The 23,722-nt window shown below is 52.7% G+C and carries 16 protein-coding genes; 11 read left to right on the forward strand and 5 right to left on the reverse strand.

The window, feature by feature from the left end:
* The 3 genes from HFP08_RS05230 to HFP08_RS05240 form a co-directional block, all read right to left on the reverse strand.
* On the reverse strand, nt 1-2,055 hold a 2,055-nt coding region (locus tag HFP08_RS05230), incomplete at its 3' end, for an alpha-amylase family glycosyl hydrolase (RefSeq protein ID WP_168119492.1).
* A gap of 307 nt (nt 2,056-2,362) precedes the next feature.
* Entirely contained in the window at nt 2,363-4,114 is a 1,752-nt protein-coding gene (locus HFP08_RS05235) for a glycoside hydrolase family 13 protein (RefSeq protein WP_168119493.1), read from the reverse strand.
* Nucleotides 4,115-4,298: 184 nt separating this feature from the next.
* A complete protein-coding gene (locus tag HFP08_RS05240; RefSeq protein ID WP_277345833.1) occupies nt 4,299-5,336 on the reverse strand; it encodes a LacI family DNA-binding transcriptional regulator in 1,038 nt (345 codons plus the stop codon).
* Between the two features lie 439 nt (nt 5,337-5,775).
* Here HFP08_RS05240 and HFP08_RS05245 point away from each other — a divergent pair, with 439 nt between their 5' ends.
* The 5 genes from HFP08_RS05245 to HFP08_RS05265 all read left to right on the forward strand — a co-directional run bounded on the left by HFP08_RS05245 (nt 5,776) and on the right by HFP08_RS05265 (nt 12,264).
* Nucleotides 5,776-7,080 carry a sugar ABC transporter substrate-binding protein gene (locus HFP08_RS05245; protein WP_168119495.1) on the forward strand — a complete coding sequence of 435 codons (1,305 nt, stop codon included), beginning with the start codon at nt 5,776-5,778 and terminating at the stop codon, nt 7,078-7,080.
* 75 nt (nt 7,081-7,155) lie between these two features.
* The gene (locus HFP08_RS05250; RefSeq protein WP_168119496.1) at nt 7,156-8,469 is read left to right on the forward strand and encodes a carbohydrate ABC transporter permease; all 1,314 of its coding nucleotides are present in this window, start codon (nt 7,156-7,158) and stop codon (nt 8,467-8,469) included.
* Nucleotides 8,466-9,302 carry a sugar ABC transporter permease gene (locus tag HFP08_RS05255; RefSeq protein ID WP_168119497.1) on the forward strand — a complete coding sequence of 279 codons (837 nt, stop codon included), beginning with the start codon at nt 8,466-8,468 and terminating at the stop codon, nt 9,300-9,302. Before HFP08_RS05250 ends, HFP08_RS05255 begins: the two co-directional genes overlap by 4 nt.
* A gap of 32 nt (nt 9,303-9,334) precedes the next feature.
* Nucleotides 9,335-10,960 carry an alpha-amylase family glycosyl hydrolase gene (locus tag HFP08_RS05260; protein ID WP_168119498.1) on the forward strand — a complete coding sequence of 542 codons (1,626 nt, stop codon included), beginning with the start codon at nt 9,335-9,337 and terminating at the stop codon, nt 10,958-10,960.
* Between the two features lie 44 nt (nt 10,961-11,004).
* Nucleotides 11,005-12,264, forward strand: a complete 1,260-nt coding sequence (locus tag HFP08_RS05265) for an MFS transporter (RefSeq protein WP_168119499.1) — start codon at nt 11,005-11,007, stop codon at nt 12,262-12,264.
* Nucleotides 12,265-12,378: 114 nt separating this feature from the next.
* Here the strand turns inward: HFP08_RS05265 and HFP08_RS05270 are convergent, their stop codons facing one another.
* On the reverse strand, nt 12,379-14,538 hold the full coding sequence (locus HFP08_RS05270; RefSeq protein ID WP_206109186.1) for an alpha-amylase family glycosyl hydrolase: 2,160 nt from the start codon (nt 14,536-14,538) through the stop codon (nt 12,379-12,381).
* A gap of 492 nt (nt 14,539-15,030) precedes the next feature.
* Here HFP08_RS05270 and HFP08_RS05275 point away from each other — a divergent pair, with 492 nt between their 5' ends.
* The 5 genes from HFP08_RS05275 (at nt 15,031) to HFP08_RS05295 (ending at nt 20,503) form a co-directional block, all read left to right on the forward strand.
* A complete protein-coding gene (locus HFP08_RS05275) occupies nt 15,031-16,422 on the forward strand; it encodes an alpha/beta hydrolase (RefSeq protein WP_168119500.1) in 1,392 nt (463 codons plus the stop codon).
* Nucleotides 16,409-17,818 (forward strand): acyl carrier protein, encoded by a 1,410-nt coding sequence (locus HFP08_RS05280; protein WP_168119501.1) that lies wholly within the window; start codon nt 16,409-16,411, stop codon nt 17,816-17,818. Before HFP08_RS05275 ends, HFP08_RS05280 begins: the two co-directional genes overlap by 14 nt.
* Nucleotides 17,815-19,164, forward strand: coding sequence for a long-chain fatty acid--CoA ligase (locus HFP08_RS05285; RefSeq protein ID WP_168119502.1), 1,350 nt, complete (start codon nt 17,815-17,817; stop codon nt 19,162-19,164). The genes HFP08_RS05280 and HFP08_RS05285 overlap by 4 nt, the downstream gene beginning before the upstream one ends.
* Nucleotides 19,165-19,180: 16 nt before the next feature.
* Nucleotides 19,181-19,939, forward strand: coding sequence for a phytanoyl-CoA dioxygenase family protein (locus HFP08_RS05290; RefSeq protein ID WP_168119503.1), 759 nt, complete (start codon nt 19,181-19,183; stop codon nt 19,937-19,939).
* 192 nt (nt 19,940-20,131) lie between these two features.
* A complete protein-coding gene (locus HFP08_RS05295) occupies nt 20,132-20,503 on the forward strand; it encodes a DoxX family protein (RefSeq protein ID WP_168119504.1) in 372 nt (123 codons plus the stop codon).
* A gap of 187 nt (nt 20,504-20,690) precedes the next feature.
* Here the strand turns inward: HFP08_RS05295 and HFP08_RS29675 are convergent, their stop codons facing one another.
* Complete coding sequence (locus tag HFP08_RS29675; RefSeq protein ID WP_168119505.1) at nt 20,691-22,412, reverse strand: acyltransferase; 1,722 nt, start codon at nt 22,410-22,412, stop codon at nt 20,691-20,693.
* Nucleotides 22,413-22,594: 182 nt separating this feature from the next.
* On the opposite strand from HFP08_RS29675, the gene HFP08_RS05305 reads away from it, so the two are divergent.
* A complete protein-coding gene (locus tag HFP08_RS05305; RefSeq protein WP_168119506.1) occupies nt 22,595-23,452 on the forward strand; it encodes a helix-turn-helix transcriptional regulator in 858 nt (285 codons plus the stop codon).
* Nucleotides 23,453-23,722: the final 270 nt, after the last annotated feature.

The raw sequence follows: 23,722 nt of genomic DNA on the forward strand, positions 1-23,722 counted from the left end.
GCCGCTCGTCTCGGAGGCGGGGATGGGCACTCCGGGAGCGGTCGTCCACGTGCCGCCGACAGGACGGTAATGAATATAAGGCGTAGAGAAGCCCTGCTCGTAGTAGATCGTGACGCTGTTGCCGGCCGGCGTCGTCACCGCTGCGGAAGGATTGCTGAAATCCGAGCGATTGCCCGCGGCGTCCACGGCCTTGACCGTGTAGACATAGCTGGTGCTGCCGGCGAGGCCGTTGTCGGTATAGCTGGTCGATGCGGATGTGCCGACGAGAGCTCCGTTACGGTAGATCTCGTAGCCGGTTACACCGATATTGTCGGTAGAGGCCGTCCAGCTTACCGCAATCGAGGATGCGCTTTGAACTTGCGCGGTCACATTGCCGGGCGCCGATGGCGCAATCGGGTCGGAGATGGCCTGCGCGTAGATTTTGGAAGAGTTGGCCGCTACAGAAACCGTAATTTGCTTGCCGGTTATGCCGCCGCTTTGCACCGTTACGGATTCGTTCGTATTAAGCTGATTCACCAGCACCGTGCCCACAGGCAGAGTACTTTCCGCTCGAAGCGGGATGGTTGCGGTCTGCGAGCCGCTCGAAGCATTGCTGAACACGGAGATGACCTCTTGCCCGACATTAGCGCCGCTGTCGACTCTTCTGGAGAAGGCGTACAGATTTTGCGCGGACCACATTTCACGCTGCTTGCCTGTGCGCAGCGCCTCGTAGCTTCTGCGAATCTGATTCAGCTTGGCTACATGCTGGTACGTATTCGTGCTCTCGTCGAAATAATCTTGCAGAACGTTTCCGTTGCTGTCGCGCTTCACCATGGACCAACGATTCCAGGTGTCGGAAATGCCGCCGCTCAGAATTTGATTGTTCCCATTGCCCTTATTCTGCTCCGTTCCCTGGAAGACAACCGGCATGCCGCGAACGGTGAAGAGGAAGCTTAGCGCATTTTGCAGCTTATCGACGCTGCCTCCGGCCTCCTGCAGAAACCGATTGCGGTCGTGATTATCGATAAAGGTGGCCATATGATTCTCATTGCCGTTATATACCGAATCCTGCGCCAAGGTGCTCTTGATGCTGCTGTCGAAGGACTGGCCGTAGGCGAAGCTGTTCAGTATCGAGAAGAACAGAGGGAAATCAAGCATGCCCCATTCCTTTCCGCTGCCAACCCAGCGGGACACAAACTCAGGATTGCCGTCAAAATTCTCGCCAAACGTATTGACGCCGATATAGTCCTCCAGGGCACCGATATCGGAAGGATGCATCAGCTTCGCGGCATCTACGCGTGCGCCGTCTGCACCGGTGTAGTCAAACCAGCCCTTGATTGAGTCGAAGATGGCTTGCTTGGCAGCGGGTACATCGAAATCGAGATCATCCAGGCCCGCAAGATCATGATTCTCCAGATAGTCCTGCGCCCATTGCGTATAGACGCCGTCTGCCTGAGACCAGTCGATGTCTCCGTTATGGTGATACCATGACGGATTGTTGAAGGGAGCGGCTGGCTGCAGCCCGGCAATATCATAATAGGCTTGCGTGCCTAGCATATAATCGCCAATGTGGTTGGGCACCACGTCAATGACAATTTTGATGCCTTGCGCATGGGCGGCGTCTACCAGCTCCTTCAGCTTCTCCTTTGTGCCGAAGTAAGGATTGGCGTTATTCGGATCCTTAACGTTATAGCCGTGATAAGCGGTATTGCGGCCGGAGCCGTTATTTTCGCGATTCGTCATTTGCGGCTCTGCTACTGGCGAAATCCATATGGCAGTGTAGCCCATATTTTTGATGTAAGACAGCTTGTCGATGACGCCTTGCCAGTCTCCGCCCTTCATGTAGCGGAAATCCTCCTCGGAGGTTTCACCATAACGAATGGCGTTGCCGGTTGCATTGTTGGATGGATCCCCGTCATAGAAACGGTCCACCATTATTTGATAAATGGTATCATTCTCGTCGATTGTGCCAATGCTCGCCGCATGGACCGTACTCGGCGCGCTGGTTAATCCATTGAAGAGAAGAGTGAACATAAGGGCGAACAGCAATACCGCGGACAGCGATTTTCTAAGCATTATAAATTCCCTCCCAACAAAATAAATGAAGCGCTTACAGATTATGCTTGAATTCTTGGGCTGCTGATTTCAAATGCGAGGATGTGAATAAAGGTTGTGCAAACGATTGTATGAGCTGCAAAAAAAAGAATGCTTATTGTGCGTGTTTTGAACATCTCTCGTAGAAATTCGTTTGACTGACGAGGGGGAGAGGAGATAGGCCTGATCAGGGCGTTACTCCAATTTTCAAGATGGGAAACCGGTTTCCAAGCCAAACTTACCATTTTATTGAAGGGGTTGTCAATAGGGAAAGCTATCTATCCGACAATCAGGATTTAAACAGCAGAACTTTGTATGCGTAAGCAGAGAGCGATAGGCTCGCGTTCTCAAGTCTCAAATCGATTTTATCCCCGGTCTCAAGGTCCATCCACAAGCCTTGCTGCTCCGAAGGGATGGTGAGCTCCGCAATCTGATCAGCGGCATTCATCGCAATGAGTATTCGTTCGTTATCGCTTCCTTTGCGTTCATAGAGGAGAACCGAGCTGCCGGCCTTGGCTTGCAGAAGCCGGATATGAACGCTGCGCAGCGCATCATGATTACGTCTCATGCGAATCGTTTGACGGAAGAAACGCAAGAGCTCCTGATTTTGATCCGCTTCTTCCCAAATCATGCATTTCCGGCAATCCGGATCGCCGCCGCCATTCAGTCCAATTTCATCGCCGTAGTAGATGCATACCGCACCCGGATAAGTGAGCTGGAACAGGGCAGCAAGCTTCATTCGGTGTACGTTCTCGCCTGATACGGTCAGAAGCCGCGGGGTATCATGACTCCCAAGCAGATTGAAGGCTGTCTCGGTTACTTGCTGAGGATAAGCGGCAAGCTGTTCGCCGAGCAGCTCGGCGAATCGGGCAGCGTCGATCTCTCCTCTGGCGAAGAAGGATAAGACGGCCTCCGTGAACGGATAGTTCATTACCGCATCGAATTGGTCGCCTTGCAGCCACATCATGGAATCATGCCAGATCTCGCCGAGAATATAAACCTCGGGATTCACCTCTTTGACCATCATTCTGAATTCGCGCCAGAAGGCATGGTCAACCTCATTGGCTACATCCAATCTCCAGCCGTCGATTCCGACTTTCTCGATCCAGTAACGGGCCGCGTTCAGCAGATAGCTTTTCACTTCCGGATTCTCCGTGTTGAGCTTGGGCATAATCGGCTCGAAGGCGAATGTGGCATAATTCAGCTTCCCGGACTGCGAGTTCAGAGGGAAGTCGTGAATATGGAACCAATCCTTGTAGGGGGAGGCTTCGCCATTCTTAAGAACGTCGACAAAAGCGGGAAACGTATGGCCGACATGGTTGAAGACGGCGTCGAGCATGACGCGAATGCCTCGCTCGTGACAGGCCTCTACCAGCTCCTTCAGCTTCTCGTTATTGCCGAAATGGGAATCGACCCGCATATAGTCCGCGGTATCGTACTTATGATTGGTCGTCGCCTCGAACAGGGGATTGAAATAAATCGCGTTAATACCCAGCTCCTCCAGATAATCCAGATGATCGAGCACGCCTTGCAGGTCGCCGCCGAAAAAATTGGTTGGAGTAGGCTGGCTGCCCCACGGCTCGATGCGCTCGGGATTTAGCGAAGCGTCTCCATTGGCAAAGCGCTCGGGGAAGATCTGATAGAATACCGCTTCCTTGACCCAGGCTGGGGGAGTGAATACATCGACCGGATTCAGGAAGGGAAACTCGTAGAAGCCTTCGCTGATTTGGGGCTCGGCATCCAGAAAGCCGCGCTCGGAGCGATAGACGACCTCGTCGCCGCTAACGAATTGGAACAGGTAACGCAGCCTGAGGAACGGAGGCTTCACGTGCGCCTCCCAGTAGTCGAACAGTTCGTCTGAGGCGAAGACGGACATGGGCAGCTCCTCGCGTGTTTGCTTCCAGGCGTATTTGTCGCCGGTAATGGCAATGACTTGCTCAACATCGCCGCGTTTGGTGCGTATCCGGATATGAATCGTCTCGGTATCGTACGCATAGGACCAGTTTTGTTTTGCTCTGTGATAAATGGCTTCACGTTGCATGGGCTGACACTCCTTTTTCATGTTAGAGTAATCACCGGCAGAAATCCAAATAACAGAAAAAAAGGCACCCCCCAGCTAGTTTTCTGCCGAGGTTGTACCTTTTGGGTAGCATTGCCTTTATGATTTGGCACCATTATACATGAGCGGTATCAAATTGGCTAGCCTGATTTTTGAACAATCACTGTTAGAGATGATGGAGCGATGAAGCGCGCACGACGAGCTTATGGGGAATAAGAATCGGATTCTGATGGGGCCTCTCCCCTTGAATAAGCTTGATTAGCGACGCTATCGCCGTATAGCCCAATTGATAGGTTCCGATATCGATTGAGCTAAGCGGGGGAGCGGCGAGCTCGGCTAACGGAATATTGTTAAAGCCGATCAGGCTTAAATCCTCCGGGACGCGATAGCCAAGCTCAGCTAGTCCGCTTAACACGCCGAAGGCGACATTATCGTCAATGGCGATGAGGGCAGTCGGCCTCTCCCTCATGCTCATGAACATGGACATGGAGCGAAATCCGCTTTCCTGCAGGAACTCTCCTTCGACAATCCATTCCTCCCTGCTCTCAAGGCGGGCTTCGGCGAGCGCGTTCCGATAGCCCTTTAACCGGTCATGGGACAACGTCAGGTTGGGAGGACCGCTGACGAAGCCGATTCTCTTATGGCCTTGAACGATTAAATGCTTCGTTGCATCGTAGGATGCCTGTACATTGTCGTTGTCTACCATGAGCGCCTCAGGATGGGTTTCGCTTCGGCCAATGACGACGAAGGGGAACTTATTCTCGCTTAAATAAGCGATTAACGGGTCATCCCTTCGCGAGCCCAGCAATACCAGGCCATCAACCCGTCTTCCTCGCGCGAGTCGCGAAATCGTGCTGAGCTCGTCCCGTTCCCCGCTGACAGTTGTCATGAGCAAATCGTAGCCCATTCGGGTCGACTGCGTCACAATTCCGCGCAGCAGCTCGCCGAAAAAATCGTTGTGGAAAAGCTCTTCCGCCGGACGGGGCAGCATGATGCCAAGCGCATGGCTGGTCTTGGATACGAGACTTTTGGCCATTTCGTTCGGGTGGTAGCCGAGTTCGTCCATAATGCGTTTCACCTTGGCCGTTGTTTCCCTGCTTATGCGAGGGCTGCCTGATACAACCCGCGACACTGTAGAGGGAGACACGCCTGCCAACTTGGCGATGTCCTTTATTGTGATCATTGCCGCACACCTCTTTGCAATCGTTTGAACCAGAATAATCTTAATGGTAATCCATACCCTTTTGCTTGTAAATAGCAGATTGTCTTTGGGGAAGTCAACCTGCAAAATAATGCGAAAAACAGAGATAATCCATGATTTTATGAGAAAATCTCCTTTTCAATTGCCATTCTCAACCAAAAAAGGGCGTGCAATCGTTTTTACAACTTATTTTCCATGTTGTATGATGAGACCACGCAATATAGCGCTTTCATCATGAATCGGGATTGTTTCAGAGGGAGAAATGCTATTTTTATGCGGAAAACATGGTGGACTCAGCTAGATAATACAAACGTTTGCACATATTGTTTCGGCATCACTCTCTGCAGGCCCGATAGACTTAGTCATTCTTGACAGGAATGATTTAAGAGAAGGCGGTCAGCGCATGTTTGCGGACTAATTGGATTCGAAAGGGGCAAGCAAAATGAAAAAGGTGTTAAGTACTACGGCCATATCCATCATGGCAATCGCGCTAGCGGCATGCAGTTCCGGCAACGGAGGCAACAACAATGTGACGTCTCCTCCGTCCGCATCGCCGGAAAACGTCGAGGCTACTTCAACCAACGAAATAACGGAGGGACTTCAGCCGGAAGAAGGAGCAAGCCTGATTATCTGGGAAGATAAAAATCAGCGGACGTTCATCGAGACGATGGCCAAGGAATTTGAACAGCAATACGGCGTGGCGGTCAAAATGGAGGAGCTTGCGCCCCCGGATCAGGTGACCAAGCTGACAACTGACGGTCCTGCCGGTCTCGGCGCGGATGTTGTCGTATTCCCGCATGATCAGATTGGCCGCGCCGCGCAGGCCGGTCTAATCTTCCCGAATGAGGAGTTTAAGGATGAAACCGTCAGCGAAAATGCGGAGAACGCAGTCAAGGCTGTCACCTTCGACAATGTGCTGTACGGCTATCCGTATGCGGTTGAAACCTATGCCTTGTACTACAACAAAAAGCTGATTCCCGAGCCGCCGAAGACGATGGACGAGGTTATTTCCTTTGCCGAAACGTTCAATGATGTGAAAAATAATAAATTCGCTCTGATGTGGGAGCTGCAGCAATTCTATTATGATTATGCATTCCTGGTAACGCCGGGCGGTTATATGTTCGGTCAGGAAAACACGGATAAAAACGATATCGGCCTGAACAATGAGGGCTCCATCGAAGGCGGCAAATTCATGCAAACCTTAAAGGAGAAGGTGCTGCCGCTGAATACGGGCGATGTGAACTACGATATCAAGAAGGGCTTGTTCACGGGCGGCACGTTGGCTATGGATATTAACGGGCCATGGGCGCTGTCGGATTATCGCGCAACCGATGGACTCGATTTCGGCGTTGCGCCGCTGCCGACGATCAACGGCAAGCCAATGGTTTCCTTCTCCGGCGTTAAAGCTTATTACGTAAATGCGAATTCCAACTACCCGAATGCGGCTAAACTGTTCGCGCGCTTCTTATCCACCAAAGAAGCTCAGCTCAAAAACTTTGAGACTAACGGTCTGCTGCCATCGAATGTGGAAGCCGCTGCCGATCCGGTCATCAGCAACGACGAGGTGACCAAAGCGTTTCTGGAGCAGTTCAACAACTCGACTCCAATGCCGTCGATTCCCGAAATGGGCAATGTATGGGGCCCGATTACCGCAGGCATCGCAGCAATCTGGGATGACGGCAAGGACGTGAAGGAATCGCTGGATAATGCGGTTAAGCAAATCAAGGAAGCTATTACTTCCTCCTAAGCAGCAAGGAAAAATAACAGCCTGCCCGCCGGAAGCAGCTTCCGGCGGGCGATTGGGAGGAGAGGAGCGGAGATCATGACGAAGACTAGACTGACGGCAACTATCTTGTCCGTGCTGGCGCAAGGGCTTGGGCAAATGTACAACAGACAATGGCGGAAGGGAATCGCTTTTCTGCTTGTTGAAGCGCTAGGTATCTTTTATTTGGCCCCGCGGCTGGCAGACGCCGTTTGGGGCATTGTTACACTCGGAGAGAAGACGCAGAAATTCGTCAAGCAAGGCGGATCGACGCAATTGGTTAAGGGAGATCATTCGATTTTTTTGATGCTGGACGGCCTGCTCGTTCTCTTTGTTTTATTTGTTTTCCTGGTTCTTTATGTGGTCAATATTTACGACGCCTATCAGACCGCGAAGGTTTTCGACGAGTCGAACGGCAACCGAGATATCGTGAAGCTGAAGCGCGGCACTGCCGATCGTTATTTTCCGCAGCTATTATTGTTTTTTCCATCGCTGGGCGTTTTATTTTTTACAATAATGCCCATTATTTTTACAATCATGCTTGCTTTTACGAATTATTCGGCTCCCGATCATATTCCACCGGCTAAGCTTGTGGATTGGGTCGGCTTCAAGACGTTCACGGATTTGCTGCAGCTCAAAACCTGGAGCCATACGTTCATCGGCGTATTGACCTGGACTTTGATCTGGGCGGTGCTGGCGACGGTGACGACTTATTTTGGCGGCGTGCTTGTGGCGCTGCTGATTGAGCAGCAGGGCATTCGCTTCAAGAAGCTGTGGCGCACGATCTTTATTTTGCCGTATGCGATTCCCCAAATTATCTCCTTATTGCTGATGCGCAATTTGTTTAACGGCCAATTCGGTCCGATTAATCAATATTTCCGTGCATTCGGATTGGATGGACTGCCCTGGCTGACCGACCCGTTCTGGGCGAAGGTGACGGTAATTGTCGTGAATATGTGGCTGGGCATCCCGGTAACGATGGTGCTTATTCTTGGCGTGTTGACGTCAATTCCTCGCGATTTGTACGAAGCCGCCGAGGTGGACGGAGCGACGGTGCTGCAGAAATTTCGCATTATTACGCTTCCGTTTATTTTATTCGCCACCGCTCCGGTGCTTATTATGCAATTTGCCGGAAATATCAACAACTTTAACGTAATCTTCCTGTTGACCAACGGCAACCCGATCAAAGGCGATTACCAGTTCGCCGGAGCGACCGATCTGCTCGTAACATGGCTGTACAAATTAACGCTCGATAACAGCAAATACAATATGGCTTCCGCGATCGGCATTATTATATTCCTGTTGGTGGCGTCGTTCTCCATCTGGAATTTCCGTCGTTCGCGTTCCTACAAAGAGGAGGACATGATCCAATGAATCGCAAAAAAAGTGTGGTAAGCCTGGCGCTAAGCTATATGGCACTGCTGATCTTGACGGTTTTTGCCGTTTACCCTGTGCTGTGGATCGTGCTATCCTCCTTGCGTCCGGGGGCGGCCTTGTACAGCGACAGCTTGTGGCCGAGCAGCTTCACTTTGGATCATTACCGCGAGCTGTTCACTACGCCTTCGTTTCTATACGGCAGATGGTATTTGAATACGCTCAAGATTGCTTCGCTGACGATGGTGTTCTCGACAATGCTCGTCACGCTTGGCATGTATGCGATGTCGCGTTTTCAGTTCAAGGGCCGGAAAACGGCATTGACGGCCATGCTTGTATTGGGCATGTTCCCGAGCTTCATGAGCTTGATTGCCATCTATATTATTTTGCTGCAGCTTAAGCTGCTGGATACGCATACCGCGCTCGTGCTCGTCTATTCCGCAGGCTCTGTGCTGGGCGGCTTTATCGTGAAGGGCTTCTTCGATACGATTCCGCGCAGTCTGGATGAAGCGGCGAGAATTGATGGAGCGAGCAATCTCACCGTATTCACCCAGATTATGCTGCCGCTGTCACGGCCTATATTGACGTATGTGGCGCTTACCAGCTTTACGGGCGCATGGGTTGATTTTATTTTTGCAAGGCTGGTGCTGCGCACCAAGGAGAACTGGACGCTGGCTGTAGGCATGTGGGATTTGGTCAACAGCTTCCAGAACAGCAATTTCACGATGTTCGCGTCCGGCGCGGTGCTGATTGCGATTCCGATTACGCTGCTTTTTGTCTTCCTGCAGCGCTTCCTCGTGCAAGGCTTAACCTCGGGGGCCTCCAAAGGATGAGGAGGATGCCGAGTCGCAGGAGACAGCGTTCGATGATTGGACTGCGTCACATGACGCTTGTTATAGTTGTCATGCTCATGAGTCTGGCCTCCGGATGCTTTGACGAGGGGAAAGATGCGGCGAAGCAGTCCGCTGCAGATTCCTCGGAGAAGCTGGTTCCCGTACGCTGGGAGGCGGATGAACAGCCGTCGAGAGTGTATTACGAAATCTTCGTGCGTTCGTTCTATGACACGAATGGCGACGGCATCGGAGATTTGAACGGCGTAACGGAGAAGCTGGATTATTTGCAGGAGCTTGGTGTCGAAGGGATCTGGCTGATGCCGATTACGGCTTCGCCAAGCTATCATGGATATGATGTGACGGACTATTATGCGGTTAATCCCGATTATGGCACGCTTGAGGATCTGCGCAACCTGGTTGCGGAGGCTCATAAACGCGATATCTTGGTGATTGCCGATCTGGTCGTTAACCACACGAGCAGCGAGCATCCCTGGTTCAAGGAAGCCATCGAGAGTAAGGACAGTCCTTATCGGGACTGGTATACGATTAAAGCTGCGGAAGAGACGGTGCCGAGCGACAATGCCGCAGGCAACGGAAGTCCGTGGCATCCGCATGGAAGCTCCAAATACCTGGGTATTTTTTGGGAAGGCATGCCGGATTTGAATTTCGCCAACGAGGAGGTGCGGCAGCAATTTGTCGAGATCGGCAAGTTCTGGCTTTCGCAAGGTCTGGATGGATTCCGTCTGGATGCGGCCAAGCATATATTCGGCGATTTCTCCTCCTCGCAATATTCGGAAGCCGTTGTCGCGGATAATCAGAGATGGTGGCAGCAATTCCGAAGCGGACTCGATGAAGTGAACGACGGAGCTTACCTCGTAGGCGAAATATGGGATTCGCCGACCGTCGTGGCTCCCTATTTGTCGAATGCCTTTGATTCAGGCTTCAACTTTGATCTGGGAGAGCGAATTATTGCGGCCGCAAGGGATGAGCGCGGAGCCGATATCGCCTTCACGCTCAAACGAATCTACAGCGTATTCGAGAAGGCTTCGAATGGACAATTCGTGGATGCGATCTTCCTGACCAATCATGATCAGAATCGCGTAATGAGCTTGCTTGGCAACAATAAGCAGCATGCGGCGATGGCCGCCTCCATACTGCTCACGCTGCCGGGAAATCCGTTTCTGTATTACGGGGAGGAGATTGGCATGCGCGGCATGAAGCCGGATGAGAGCATTCGCGAGCCCATGCCATGGATGGAGGCAAACGATCAAGCTGCAGGACAAACGACGTGGGAGGAGCAACGCTATAATCGGGATGGAGGAGAGAGTGTGGAAGCGATGAAGCATGAGCAGGACTCGCTGCTTAACCACTATCGCATGCTGCTGCAGTGGCGGAAAGAGGAGCAGGCGCTGCGCAACGGCTCGATCGATGAGTTCACAATCGACAATGAGAAGGTGGGCGCCTACATTCGAATGGACAGTCGCAGCCGCGTGCTGGTTGTGCATAATATGTCCGGCAGCGAGCAGGCTGTAGAGCTGCCCTCCTCCGACAAATACGGCGCTTTCGACAGGATCCGCTTCGCTAGCCAGCCGGATAAGACGGCACTTCACAACGGAAAGCTGTCGCTGCCCCCTTACTCTACGGCGGTGCTGAAATGACGCGAACCCGCAACGGCGATGAAAGTAGGTGATTCCCTATTGAAATGAAGGCAACACATTCTGTCAATGAAGCTGCGGCACACGTCGGCGGCAAAACTCTTCGTCAAAACAGGGCCTTTGTTTTCCTGATCTCCGGCAATACGATTGCCGTATTCGGCGATTGTTTCAGCGGAGTGGCGCTGAGCCTGTGGGTGCTGCAGACAACGGGCAGCGCCAAAATGATGGCGGCGGTGCAAATCTGCTATATGGTCGTTAACGTGCTGCTCGGTTCCTTCGCGGGGACGGTAACCGATCTGCTCGATCGACGCATGGCGATGCTGGTATCCGATATGCTAAGGGCGACGATCGCCGCAATGCTTGGCATTAGCTTGTTTCTGCTGCATGCGCCGTTTTACGTCATGCTTGTTCTAGTGACCGTATCGGCATTCTCCAGCTTGTTCCAGGCTCCGGCCTTTCACACCTCCGTTACCCATCTCGTCGGACGCGACCGGTTGCAGGAAGCGACCAGCATCATCCATTTAACGGATAATATTGCGCGAATAGCCGGCTTATCCATGGCGGGAGTCATCGTCGCGCTGTTCGGCGGCTTTGCCGCGATGTTGGCCAATTCCGCCACCTTTCTTCTGTCTGCCGCCTGCGTGCTTGCGGCCGGCAAATTCACATCGCCGCAAGCGCAGCGCCGCGAGCAGGAGAGCGTTTCTCTCCTGAAGGAGTGGCGGCAAGGACTCGCCTATATTGTTCGGGATCCGCTGACCCGTTCCCTCCTTCTCCTCAATCCGCTGCTCATCATGTTCTTCATGTCTTCTCTGATGCTGATACAGGTGTTGGCCGTTAATAGCTGGAAGGCCGGTCCCATCTCGTTTGGCTTGATCGAGATGTGCATTCCGCTTGGCTATATGCTGGGGGCCGGCATGATTATCGGCCTCGCCAAGAGGCTTGGACGCAGAGGCTGGCTTATTTTCGCGGGAATGCTGCTGCTTGGTCCGATTTTCTCCCTGATCGCCATGATGGATTCGGCTTTGCCCGCCCTGCCGTTTATTCTGCTTGGCGGCATTTTGTTTGCATTCTGCTCCATGCTGATGCAAATTATATTGCGGACGGAGGTCCAGATCGAAATGCAAGGACGAATATACGGCTTTATGGGGGCCGTTACAAGCGTCGCTCCCATGCTTGGTCTGACCGTCAGCTCCGTACTGGCGGACAGGCACGGCGTTCATCTCGTTCTGGGCTGGCAAGGACTGCTTATGCTCATTGTGGGAACGGCGGCTTGCCTGCTCTTTGCCCCAATAAGAACGTACAACTAGCTTAAGTCTGGACAACAAAGAACCCCTTCGCGCATATCCGGTGGACATGGCTTGGGGTTCTTCGGTTTATTGGCGGCCGGATTTACCCGGCTTGCAGCACAGAGTCTGCAACGGTTATTGCCAATTCACTGTAACGGTGGCGGTGCCGGAGGCTGGCGTTGTGAACGTATGGTTGCTGCCGCCCTCCCAGGTGACCGTAGAGCCGTTCTTCTTAATGAACTTGAATTCCAGAGCCGTGTTAGCCGGAACGCTTACATCATAATACCAGGTTGGATATGACGCTATGATCTGGTTGAACAATGGGCCGATCGCCTTGGCGGGAGTCCAGTTGCCAATCTCCGCCGTATTGCCGACCAGGTAGACGTTCTCGCCTAGAGACGTTGTGGCATTGTTCACGATAAAGCGGACGGAGACTTGCGAGTTGCTTAACAGATTGAAGCCATTATAAGCATTGCTGTCTACCGCTCCGGCGGATCTAACTTTGATGTTGTATTGTCCTGCTGTCGCGGAAGGAGCGATGACCTTGATCTGGGTGTCTTCCCAGCTTAGAATGCTTGATCCTGTTACGGCCGTGGTTCCCCAATAGACGGTGCCCTTGGATGAGCCGAAGCCTCGACCGTCGATGGTTACGACCGTGCCGGCTTTGCCCATGACCGGCCCGATATGGCCCAGCTTCGGCGTTGTCTGCGCGGGCGTCGATTGCCAGACGGCGGCTGCTCCGGGAGCCAGAGTGAAGGTCGAAGCCGCGCCTCCGCTTCCGATGGTCACGCTGTTGCCGCTTAGCAAGCCGGACAGCGCATCCGTATAGGTTCCCGCCGGGAGGCTGGTCAAGAGCCCGCTGATTGAGGCGGAGGAAGAGAGATTGCGGTTAATCGCGACGACGGCGACGCTGTCTCCGAATTTCCGCTCGTAAATATAAATGTCGTTGTTAATCCAGCGCTGCTGTGTTGTGCCGTAGGCGATTGCGGGATTGGATTTGCGCAGCGGCGCCAGCGCTTTAATGACATTGAAGGCGGTTGTCGTCTCGGAGAAGGAGGTCATGGGCCCGCGATTGTCGGGATCGCCGCTGCCTGTCTGGTAATGCTCGGTGCCGTAGTAGATGGCGGGCACTCCTCGCGAGGTAAGCGTCAGAGCCAGGGCAAGCTCAAGCTGGCGGTTGTCGACGCTGCCCGTTTTGAAGCGGTCCATGTCGTGATTGTCGATAAAGGTAACGAGATCGTTGACCTGATTGTAGTTGGCGGCGGTCGACGTTAGCATGCTGTCGAGACCGTACATCGTGTCCGTATTGTCGCGGAACACCTGTCTTACCTTCTGATTGAACTGGAAGTCGAGAAGACTCATGCCGGATTCGTTGGCAAATTGATAATTGTTGGGATCGCTCTCGTTCGCGCCAAGGAACCATTCGCCGAACGTGAACACCGGCTTGTATTCATTGATGGCGGACATCCAGTTCTTCTGCCAGCCGAATGGCATATGCTTCACTGCGTCAACGCGAATGCCGTCAATGCCGAGGTCGAGCCACAGCTTGATTGCGTCCTTGAAATAAGTGTCAATTTGCGAATTGTTGTGGTTGATGTCGGCGAGATCGTACAGGTTTTTGTAAATGCCGTCCTCCAGCGAGGAAAAATCGGTGCCGCCGTTATGATGGAAGATGCCGGCAGTGTCGCCGGTATAACCGGCCAGCAAGGTCCCGTCATCGTAAAGCCGTCCGTTATCCGCGAAGGAGGAGTCGGTCTCCATGGCAGGCGAGGTGTGATTGGGTGCGAAATCGATAATGATCTTCAGCCCTTTGGCATGAGCCGCGCTGATGAGATTCTCGAAGTCGGTGAAGCTGCCGAAGTAGGGATTCGTTTTCTTGAAATCGCGGGCCCAGTAGCCGTGGTAAGAGGTTATGGATGTGCCGGAGTAGTTGACGACGGAGTAGATGTTCTCGACGGGCTGGGAAATCCATAACGCGGTAATGCCCATATCGGTGAAATAGTCGGCGTTTATTTTGTCCGTAATGCCCTGCCAGTCTCCTCCGCAATACAGTCTCAAATTGGTGCAGCTTGCGTCGTAGGCCGATCCTGTCGGGTTATTGGAGGAGTTGCCGTCGTAGAAGCGATCCGTGAATAACTGATAAATGACATCGGTGCTGAAATTTTGCTTGTTGGTGACAGAGGTGTCCGGGGCGGCGTACGCCGTATCGCTTGTTGCTGCGGGCAACTGCAAGCCGCAGAGGATAAGGGCTGACATAAGCAAGGCCAAGCATGATTTTCTCCATAAGCTGATCATTTCATTCCGCCTTTCTGGGTTTAATTGCATCAATGACAGATAAAAACCTGGTCGAGCTCTACTGTTCACTCCTCTCGAAAGGGCAAAAAACCCCGACAGCTCCTTACGCAAGGAGATACCGGGGTTGTTTCCGAAATGGGAAGCATGATTCGCTGCCTAAATCGAAAAAGCATGGCCCTCAAATTAATTTTACGTTCTTATCATAATTAAAATGATTAATATATGTCAATATATATATTTAAAATTAATTATTTACAAATATTATTGAATCGACTATGATACGCTTGTAAGGAATTAAAGGCTAATTTGAGGGCCATGCTTTTTCGAAAACGACATGCGTTTTTGAAAACAACCCCGTCTGCTCATGTTGAGAGACGGGGTTGTTTGTCGTTAGTCTGCAGAAGAGCATTGCCGAAACTCAGTGGCCAGCGGAAGGGAGGATTGACTTCGCGGCGATTAAGCGAATAAGGAAGGTGAAGGAGGAGAGAAACGTTGCGGGCAGGCTCTAGGATTGTAACGATTACTGATTTCTACGGGAGCAAGCTGGACAATGCAAGAGCGATTTATATTTATTTGCCGCCGGGCTACGAAGAGGAGGGAGACAAGCGATATCCTGCGCTTTACATGCACGCGGGGCAACGCGCATTCAAGCAGACGCATCCAGAAGGGGATTCGTGGAGAATGGACGAAGCCTGCGACAGATTGATTGCGGAAGGGCTAATCGAGGAAATCATCATTGTTGCCATCGCGCATGTGAGGCCTGCGACTGCCAATGAGTTCTACCACTTTCAAGCTCCCGCCGAGGAAGCGGCCGAGATTGCCTGCTCCGGCATGGCCTATGAGCATTTCATTATTCATGAGCTGAAGCCCTATATCGATAACAACTATTTGACGCTGCGGGATGCGGCGAACACTGCGTTGATGGGCGCTTCGGCGGGGGGACTGTCAACCTATCATATCGGATTTCGCAATCCGCAATGCTTCGGCATGCTGATGCTGCTCTCTCCTTATTTCATCAAGGCGAGTCTTGACGAGACTTCGCAGACGGGGCTGATCGAGGAGAAGCTGTACCGCGATTTCTCCGGCCGGAGACCGCTGCGGATTTGGCTCGATATCGGCGATGCCGAAGGCTTGTTCCTGCCGGAGCATGCGCTGAGGGTGGCGGATCGGCTGCTGGACGAAGGCTTTCAATACAGGACGGATTTGGCGTTTCTTCTGGAGCCTGAAGCGGCGCATGAAGAAGAGGCTTGGGGCAGGCGTGTTCATCTGCCATTGCTCTATATGTTCGGCAAGCGGAGCAAGCCCGTCTCGCTGGAGCTTCCAGGCCGAACAACGGTTGGGCTTAGAGGCAAGAGCGTGCGCTTGAATCCGATTATCCGGTATGAGAATGGCTTGCGAATGACGGCCATGGATGCGGTCTATCATTCCGATGAGCCTGATGTGCTGGATGTGGGTCGCGACGGTTGCCTTGTGCCGAAGCGAACAGGCGTATGCCGCGTGCGGGTCATGGCGGAGGGGTTGGAGGTCTCCCGAGAGTACGAGATTGTTCCGGAGCTGTCGCCGCTTGTCACGGTCAAGGTATCCGCCCGTGTCGCGTCAGGTCAGGCGCCTGCGGATGCGATCTACGGCGGCATGGGGATGAGGCTTGTCCATACGGGCGGGGGCCGCTACAGCGGTCAATTTCTTTTGCCTCGGGACAGCGGCTATCAATTTCGGTTCACGCAGGGCTTTCGGAGATTCGAGCTTGACTCGGAGGGGCGGCGAATGCCGAATCGACACCTCCGGGCGGATCGAGAGCTGGAGCTTGAATATAGAATTGAAGGCTTCAGTAAACCGAAAACTGACGAAGCTGAGAGGAGGAATGGCAGACATGCACAATTTTGAACCGCTCATGGAGATTCCGTATTACTATCCTTGCAATTTCCCCCTTATTCATGAAGTGCTGCTGCGGCAAAATGCGGCGAGCAGTCTGAGCTTGCTCGCCAATTCCCGGTTGTACGGCTTGCCGGCATGCTCCGGCGAAGGCCTGATGAAGGCCTATTTCGACAAGCTGGGCTACAAGGAAGCGGTATGGATAATGAAGGGCAAGACGGAGCGGGGCGGCTTCGATGCAGGGATGGCACATGCCCATGAGGTTATTGAGCGGGGCGAGCTGCTGATTACGACAGGCACAAGCTATTATTTGCCGTATTGCGATGATTATTTGAATCCCCTGTATATCGAGAAGCTGGTCGACCCGAATTCTCGCCTTTATCTTGTCGATCATTGGCTGGCCGTGTACGGCATGAACGACGCCGGAGTGATGGTCTACGATCCTGTGCCGTCTCGCTACAAGGGCGAGCTGTCTATGTCCTCTTTCCATGAATTTTGGAGAGGCAACAAAGCCATACCCGAGCTTGCAGCCGCCAAACGAAGAGAAGAGATTCATTCCTATTGCACTGTGGAAATTGCGGCGGAGCGCTCCTTGTCGCCGGCTTCCTATGAGGAGGCAATGCTTCGGGTTCTGCGAACGCAGATTCATGAGTTCCTGAAGGGCAGAGAAATTGAAATCGGCGGAAAAAGCTATTTTTTCGGTCACGCTGTTTCATTAAGGCTGCTGAAGCAAACGGCCGCCTTTCTGTCGGGAGAGAACGCGATATTCGGCGCGCTCTCCGCGTTGCTGTTCGATATGCGCTGGAGCCGATACTTCTTCCGCGATTTTCTTCATGATCTGGCACGGCTGCCCGGTCATGGAGAGACTCCATTCGCGCTTGAATTCGATGATATGCTTCGCTGCTGGGAGCAGGCGCATAAGCTGCTTGTCGGCTCGAGTTCAGCGCTGCGAAAGGGCAAGCAAGCTCATCGGGTTATTGATTTTGTCGGAAAGCTGGTCAGACGCGAATTCGATTTCTACGAACGGCTGGAGGCGCATTATTCGGGAGCCGCAGTCTTGCTCGACCGGACAGATTCCGGGCAGGGAGATGCTTTGTCGCCGAACCGGAGCAACCAAAGCAAGCTGCTCGACATCGTGTTGGACGGCTGTCGGGAGGTTACGCTCTCGCACGCTGCTTCTCTACCCGGAGAGCTTGGCTCGGGCACGGCCTTGTACGGGCGAGACGGCTATCTGGATTCGCTTGGGCTCGTCTCGCTGCTTGCCGTTGTGGAGCAATCCATTGAAGAGCAATTAGGAACCAGGATTGAACTGACCGAGATGGGGCTGCCGCAGCAAAGTGATAATCCGTTCCGCACGGTAGAAAGTCTGGTCAACTATTTGGCCGGTCATCTGGAGGAAGCGGGATGAGCGCGGAATGGTTAGTAGAGCGCTTTGTTGGCGAATATGGCGAGCGACCGGCCATGGTCTGGAGAGATAAGCCATTCTCTTACGGCTGGCTGCAGGAGAAGGCTGCTTCGTTCTCGGGGCAATTGGAGCAAGCCGATTTGAAGCGGCGTATCATTGCGCTTGAGGGCGATTATGCGCCGGATACGATAGCGGCGTTGTTCGCCCTGCTGATGGCCGACAACATTGTTATACTTCTCGAGCCCAAGCTGCCCGCGCCGCAGAAGGAGGAGTATCTGAATATTGCGGAAGCGTCGGCCTGTATTCATCTGGTCAACGGACAGATAAGCTATATAGTCAGGGGGCTCCGAACTGTTCATCATCCGCTGCTGTCTTCGCTGCTCCAGGAAGGAGCAGCCGGACTGGTCCTGTTCTCCTCCGGCTCCACGGGCAAAAGCAAAGCGGTGGTGCATCATGCGGACCGTCTGCTTAGCAAGTTTCAAAGGGCCGGCAGAAGTCATCGCCTCATTCCGTTCATGCTGTTCGATCACATCGGAGGCTTGAATACGCTGCTGCAGTCTCTGGCAAGCGGGGGCTGCCTGTACATTGCGGAGGATCGCTCTCCTGACGCTGTATGCAGCATGATTGAGCGTTATCGCATCGAAGCGTTGCCGACTTCGCCAACCTTCATGAGGCTGCTCCTGCTTAGCGGGGCTTATAAGGATTATGACATGTCCAGTCTTCGCATTGTCTCCTACGGCTCGGAGGTGATGCCGCAGCATACGCTGGAGCTGTGGAACCAGCAATTTCCCGGCGTCCGCACCATTCAAGCCTACGGCATGTCCGAGCTCGGCGTGCTGCGAACGCGCTCCGCAAGCTCGGATTCGCTCTCGTTCTCGTTGGCTGAAGGAGAAGCGCAATATCGCATCGTCGACCGCATGCTGGAGTTGAAATCGGACACCGCGATGCTTGGTTATTTGAACGCGCCGAGTCCCTTCACAGCTGACGGGTGGCTTCGGACGGGAGATGAAGCGGTGCTGGAAGGGAATTCGATACGTATTTTGGGCAGATGCTCGGAGATGATTAATGTGGGTGGAGAGAAGGTATACCCCGCAGAGGTAGAGAATGTGCTGCAACAGATGGATGTGATTTCGGAGGTGGCGGTCAGCGGGGAACCAAGCGGCATAACCGGGCAATTGGTCAAAGCAACGGTCAGGCTACATAAGGAGATGAGCTTGCGTGAGCTGCGAGGATTGATTCGTTCCTATTGTATGGAGCGGCTGCCTGCCTACAAGATTCCTCAGAAGGTGGTTGTCACTACCGAATCGTTGACGAGCAGTCGAATGAAAAAAATAAGAAAATGGAATTAATGGAGGCAGATCTGTCATGATAAAGTCGGAAAGCAAGTATGCGGAGCAGCTTGAGCAGTTGCATCGGGACGGTTATGTTGTGTTTCGGAACGCGCTGGACCCGGCGACCACGGCCGCAATCAAATCGGGTATCGCGCAAGCATTCGAAGGAAAGGGTCCGGAGGTTATGCTGCAGGGACCGATGTTCGAGCGGGGAGAAGTGTTCGAGCAATTAGTCGATCAGCCGGGCATTATTGATTTCATTGAAGAGGTGCTTGGACCGGATTGTCAGCTTAGCAGCATGAACGGCATGCGTACGATGAAGAACAATGCGGTGAGCAAATGGCATGTCGATGAAGCGCTGTTCTTCCCGCTGCCGGATGACGTTGAACTCGATACGCGGATTCAAATGCCGGTCTATCTGATGAATGCTCTCTATTATCTGGATGATATTACGGAGGAACTGGGACCTACTCAAGTGGTGAGGGGCTCCCATCGGGCCGGGAAGCATTTGCAGTTTACCGAAGAGATCGAAGACTACAAGGGAGAAGGACCGCAATCAATCCTTGTGAATGCGGGAGATTGCCTCGTGTTCAACAGCCAGCTTTGGCATCGGGGAGCTCCTAATTTGAGCGACTCCCCGCGTTATGTGCAGCAAATCATCTATCGCAAAAAGTTTATCGTCCCTCATATGAGTCATGATGTGAACGCAAGCTATAAGCCGCCTTCCGATGTTGTCGAACGGGCCAATGACCGCAGAAGAAGGCTGCTCGGAGTGAATCGGCAAATTTTCTAGGGCGCCCCTTGCCAAATGCTAATCTTAATACAGGAAGAGGGATTGCGGACATCGAAGTAATGGGCCAGTGAACCTTCCTCTAGTCAAAAGCAGATTTTTGTTCTATACTGTGCTAAAAAGTTGCAGTTCAGACTGCAACTTTTTTTAAAAGTAAATGTGCTTGTACTAAGCACAATAAAGGGGATGATGATTTTGAATGTACTGTCGATTATTTTGCAAAGTATTCTGATTGCAATGTTCCTGATGTCGGGGATCACTAAAGTGACAGGTCAGAAAATGCATGTGGATAATTTCAGAAAATGGGGTTACCCGCAATGGTTTCGCGTGGTGACGGGCTTGACCCAGCTCGTGGCGGCATTGCTTCTTAGCGTCGGCTATTGGGAGTCGAGCTGGACGGCGCTTGGCGCATTGCTTCTGACATGCGTCGGCATCGGAGGCGTTCTTACGCATGTGAAGATGAAGGATTCGCTTAAGGACAGCTTCATGATTCTGCTATTGGGCGTCATTGCAATTGTGCTGTTCTTCTTGCATGCTTCTGCTCTATCAGAGTTTCCCGGATTTTGAGTATGCCTTTGTGAATGTGATGATCTTTTGATGATTTAATGAAGGAAGCGCGTTGATCGACTTTTTGGACACGATCCCCTTTACTCAGGAGCACATTCGGTTCTGAGCTAAGGGGATAGCGTCTTCGGAGGACTATCGGCCGCAGCAAAACGTCGTATTCAACATGTATCCGGAGTCTGACAGCGCCTTAAGATAACGGAAGAGCAACCTCCGTCCGATGAACGCCCTTGGGGCGATACCCCAGCAATTCGCTGATCTCACATACATCAGCCAGCAGATACACGATGCTCAGCCACATCTCCGTGCCCTGCAGTCCCGTTTCTTCATGCTTCGTTAATTGAAAGGCGAAGCCCCGCCCGGGTATCCAATGCTTCAAAGCAAGCTCCAGATGCTTCTTCGCCCATGCGATGATCTCATCCCGGCGATATTCCGACTGCTTCATGCACAGCCACAAGGGATGAACGACATCAAGCACGTTGCAGGCGTTCAATCGATCCTCGCGGAAAAAGACGAGATTGCGGCTATGCGCCAGCACGGTGTCGATCGTGCGCTCCGGATGGGGAAGCGGTACGCCGAATTGTGCATAAGTGGCGCGCGTTAACCGGTAGAAGCCGTTAACCGGCTGCAGCCAGTCCTCCTTCTCCGTCGGTTGTCCCCATAATCCCGATAATTTGTTCACATGTGTGAGCAACCAGCCGAAGAGATCATCGGGCCTTTTGACCGAGTCGAAATGCTTCAGGTTCAGATAAAGCCCGGTCGCGTAGCAATCAATCCAATCGCCGCAGCTCCATGCTCTCGTCGACCACGGCAAGTTATCCAGATGTGGATACAAATCCTTCGTGGACAGGTTCTCCACAGCATGCACGGGATAAGTCAGTTTTGCGTCTAATAACTCTAGGCTATACCCTACCGCAAGCAAGTGATAACGGGCCAAATGATCGGACAGCAGTCTCGGATTATAGGTGTCTTGGGCCGGCTGGCTCCAGGGATCGGGCAATAATCCGCTCTCCGCGTCCTGGAAACTCTGCAGCTTGGCAATGAGCTCCTCGCGTGTCCAGCCGGGAGGCAGCGCGTCGACCATGGCCGCAAGCTCGGTTGCGTCGCAATAAGCGCGGACGGTTCTCTTGTAGCCGGGTCTGTCGCGGAAGAAGGTTTCGCCGTCCTCGCCCGTTTCCGAATAAGAGGCGAGCAGCCCGGACATTTGCTCTATGATCTCCTTGCCAAAAAGCTGCAAACGCGAGCGCAGAGAGGCGTTCCAAGAAGAGTTGCCTGCCTTGTTCGCATCCGTTGTATCCGACGCGTCAATCGTATTCGCGGTTTCGTACTTGGTATCCATCGCTTTCTCTCCTTTCGCTTCATTCAGTCTGCTTCGAATCAGCTTGGCGGGATTTCCTCCCACGATGGCATAGTCCGGCACATCCTTCGTCACGACCGCCCCGGCGGCGATGATGGCATGCGAGCCTACCGTTACGCCGTCCAGAATGACAACATTGGCGCCAACCCACACATCATCGCCTACCGTAATGCCTTTGTACACGCAAGGCTGCTTGAACACGGGCAGCTCAATCGAATCGATTCCGTGATTGAAGCCGTACAGGCTGGCATGGGAAGCGATCCGCACGCCGTTGCCGAGCGTCACTTTGCCGCTGATCAGCGCGTAGGAGTTCAACGAGCAATCGTCGCCCATGACGAGATTGGAGCCGCGAATAATCGCGCCTCCTGATATAAATCCTCGATTTCCCATCGCGAAGCTGTTCGGCATGAAAATCGCCTCCGGCGACAGGAAGCAGCCCTCTCCGAACCGTATATTCTCGTTCTTCATCAGCTGCCGCTGAAGCTCGATTTGTTCCTGCTGCTCTTCCTCGCTTTTCGGCATCCAAGGCATATAATCCACAACGCGTTGCTTCATCTGTAAGTGCCTCCTTTGTCTATTCCATGCTTAGTTTAGCACCAGCATGCCTTTCATTCCATGTTCGAAGCGACTCTTGACTTGTCAAAAACGAAACCTTCTTCTATGCTGGGGGTAGGATAGTCTGAGCTAGACCGGAATTTTGACGGAAGAATAAGAATCGGTTGCAGGGAGGGAGGCGTATGAAGATGACGGAAAGCACTTTGAAGGATTTGGATATCCATATCCACTTTATTATGGATAAGAAGACGCATCGGGGATGGACGGATATTAGACAGAACGTTGAAGTACACAGCTTCTACTGGATCGGTGAGGGAAGAGGGAGCTTTCGAATCGAGGACGGAGAAGGAAACAATGAGCAGTTGGCGGTCAAAAGCGGGATGCTGTTGTATCTGAGACCAGGCATAAGGCTGCTGATGGAGACGGATGCGGAGCTTCCGCTGCGCATTACGATGCTGCTTTTGTCTATTTCGAAAACAATCTGGCATAAGCATGAGCTTGGGAGCACCGCGCTCGCGGGCGCTCTTCCTTTGCCATTCGTCAGCGAATGGTCGGGCGCCGAAGCGGCCGATTTGGACAATCGGTTCCGCAAGCTGTTCGATAACTGGGCGCCGGGGCAAAGCGAAAGCGATTTGCTCACAAAGGCTTCCGTCTATCTCTTGCTCAACCATCTGCATCAAGCGGGCAGAAGAGTCGAACGGTCGTCAGGAAATCGCGACGCGGAGCTCTTCGAAGCAATTAAGGACAAGCTTGCCCGCAGCTATGGCAACAAGCTGAGGCTGAGCAGGCTTGCCGAAGAGTTCCAGATCTCCGAGACGTATATGAGGCAATTGTTCCATCGTTATCAGCACCAGAGTCCGAAGAGCTACTTGAACGAGCTGCGAAACGAGCATGCCAAGCGCCAGTTGCTCTACACCGACCATATGATGAAGGAAATCGCGGAGACTTGCGGCTACGCGGACGAGTTTCATTTCAGCAAGAGCTTTAAGCGATTGAACGGGCTTCCGCCGAAGGTATGGAGGGAGTCGCTGGAGCGTTAAGTTCATAATCTATGTGAAAAGAGGCGGGTTGTATCTGTAATATGGACCCTGTTCACTGAACGCCGCACTGTGCTTCCTAAACTTATGCGGATTGGAAGGTCGTTTCCTGAGTAGAAGGGATATTGTGCGAAAGAGCTGATGTCGGACAAATTACGTTGTCGATTCGATTCTCTCCATGATATTGACGAACACAACTTTGCAATGCTACATTGTTAATATTATATTATAAACTTAGTTTATTATAATAAACTAATTAAGTCGAGGTGAAAA

Origin of the sequence: Paenibacillus sp. HB172176 (genome assembly GCF_011947265.1) — a bacterium.
Taxonomy (GTDB): domain Bacteria; phylum Bacillota; class Bacilli; order Paenibacillales; family Paenibacillaceae; genus Pristimantibacillus.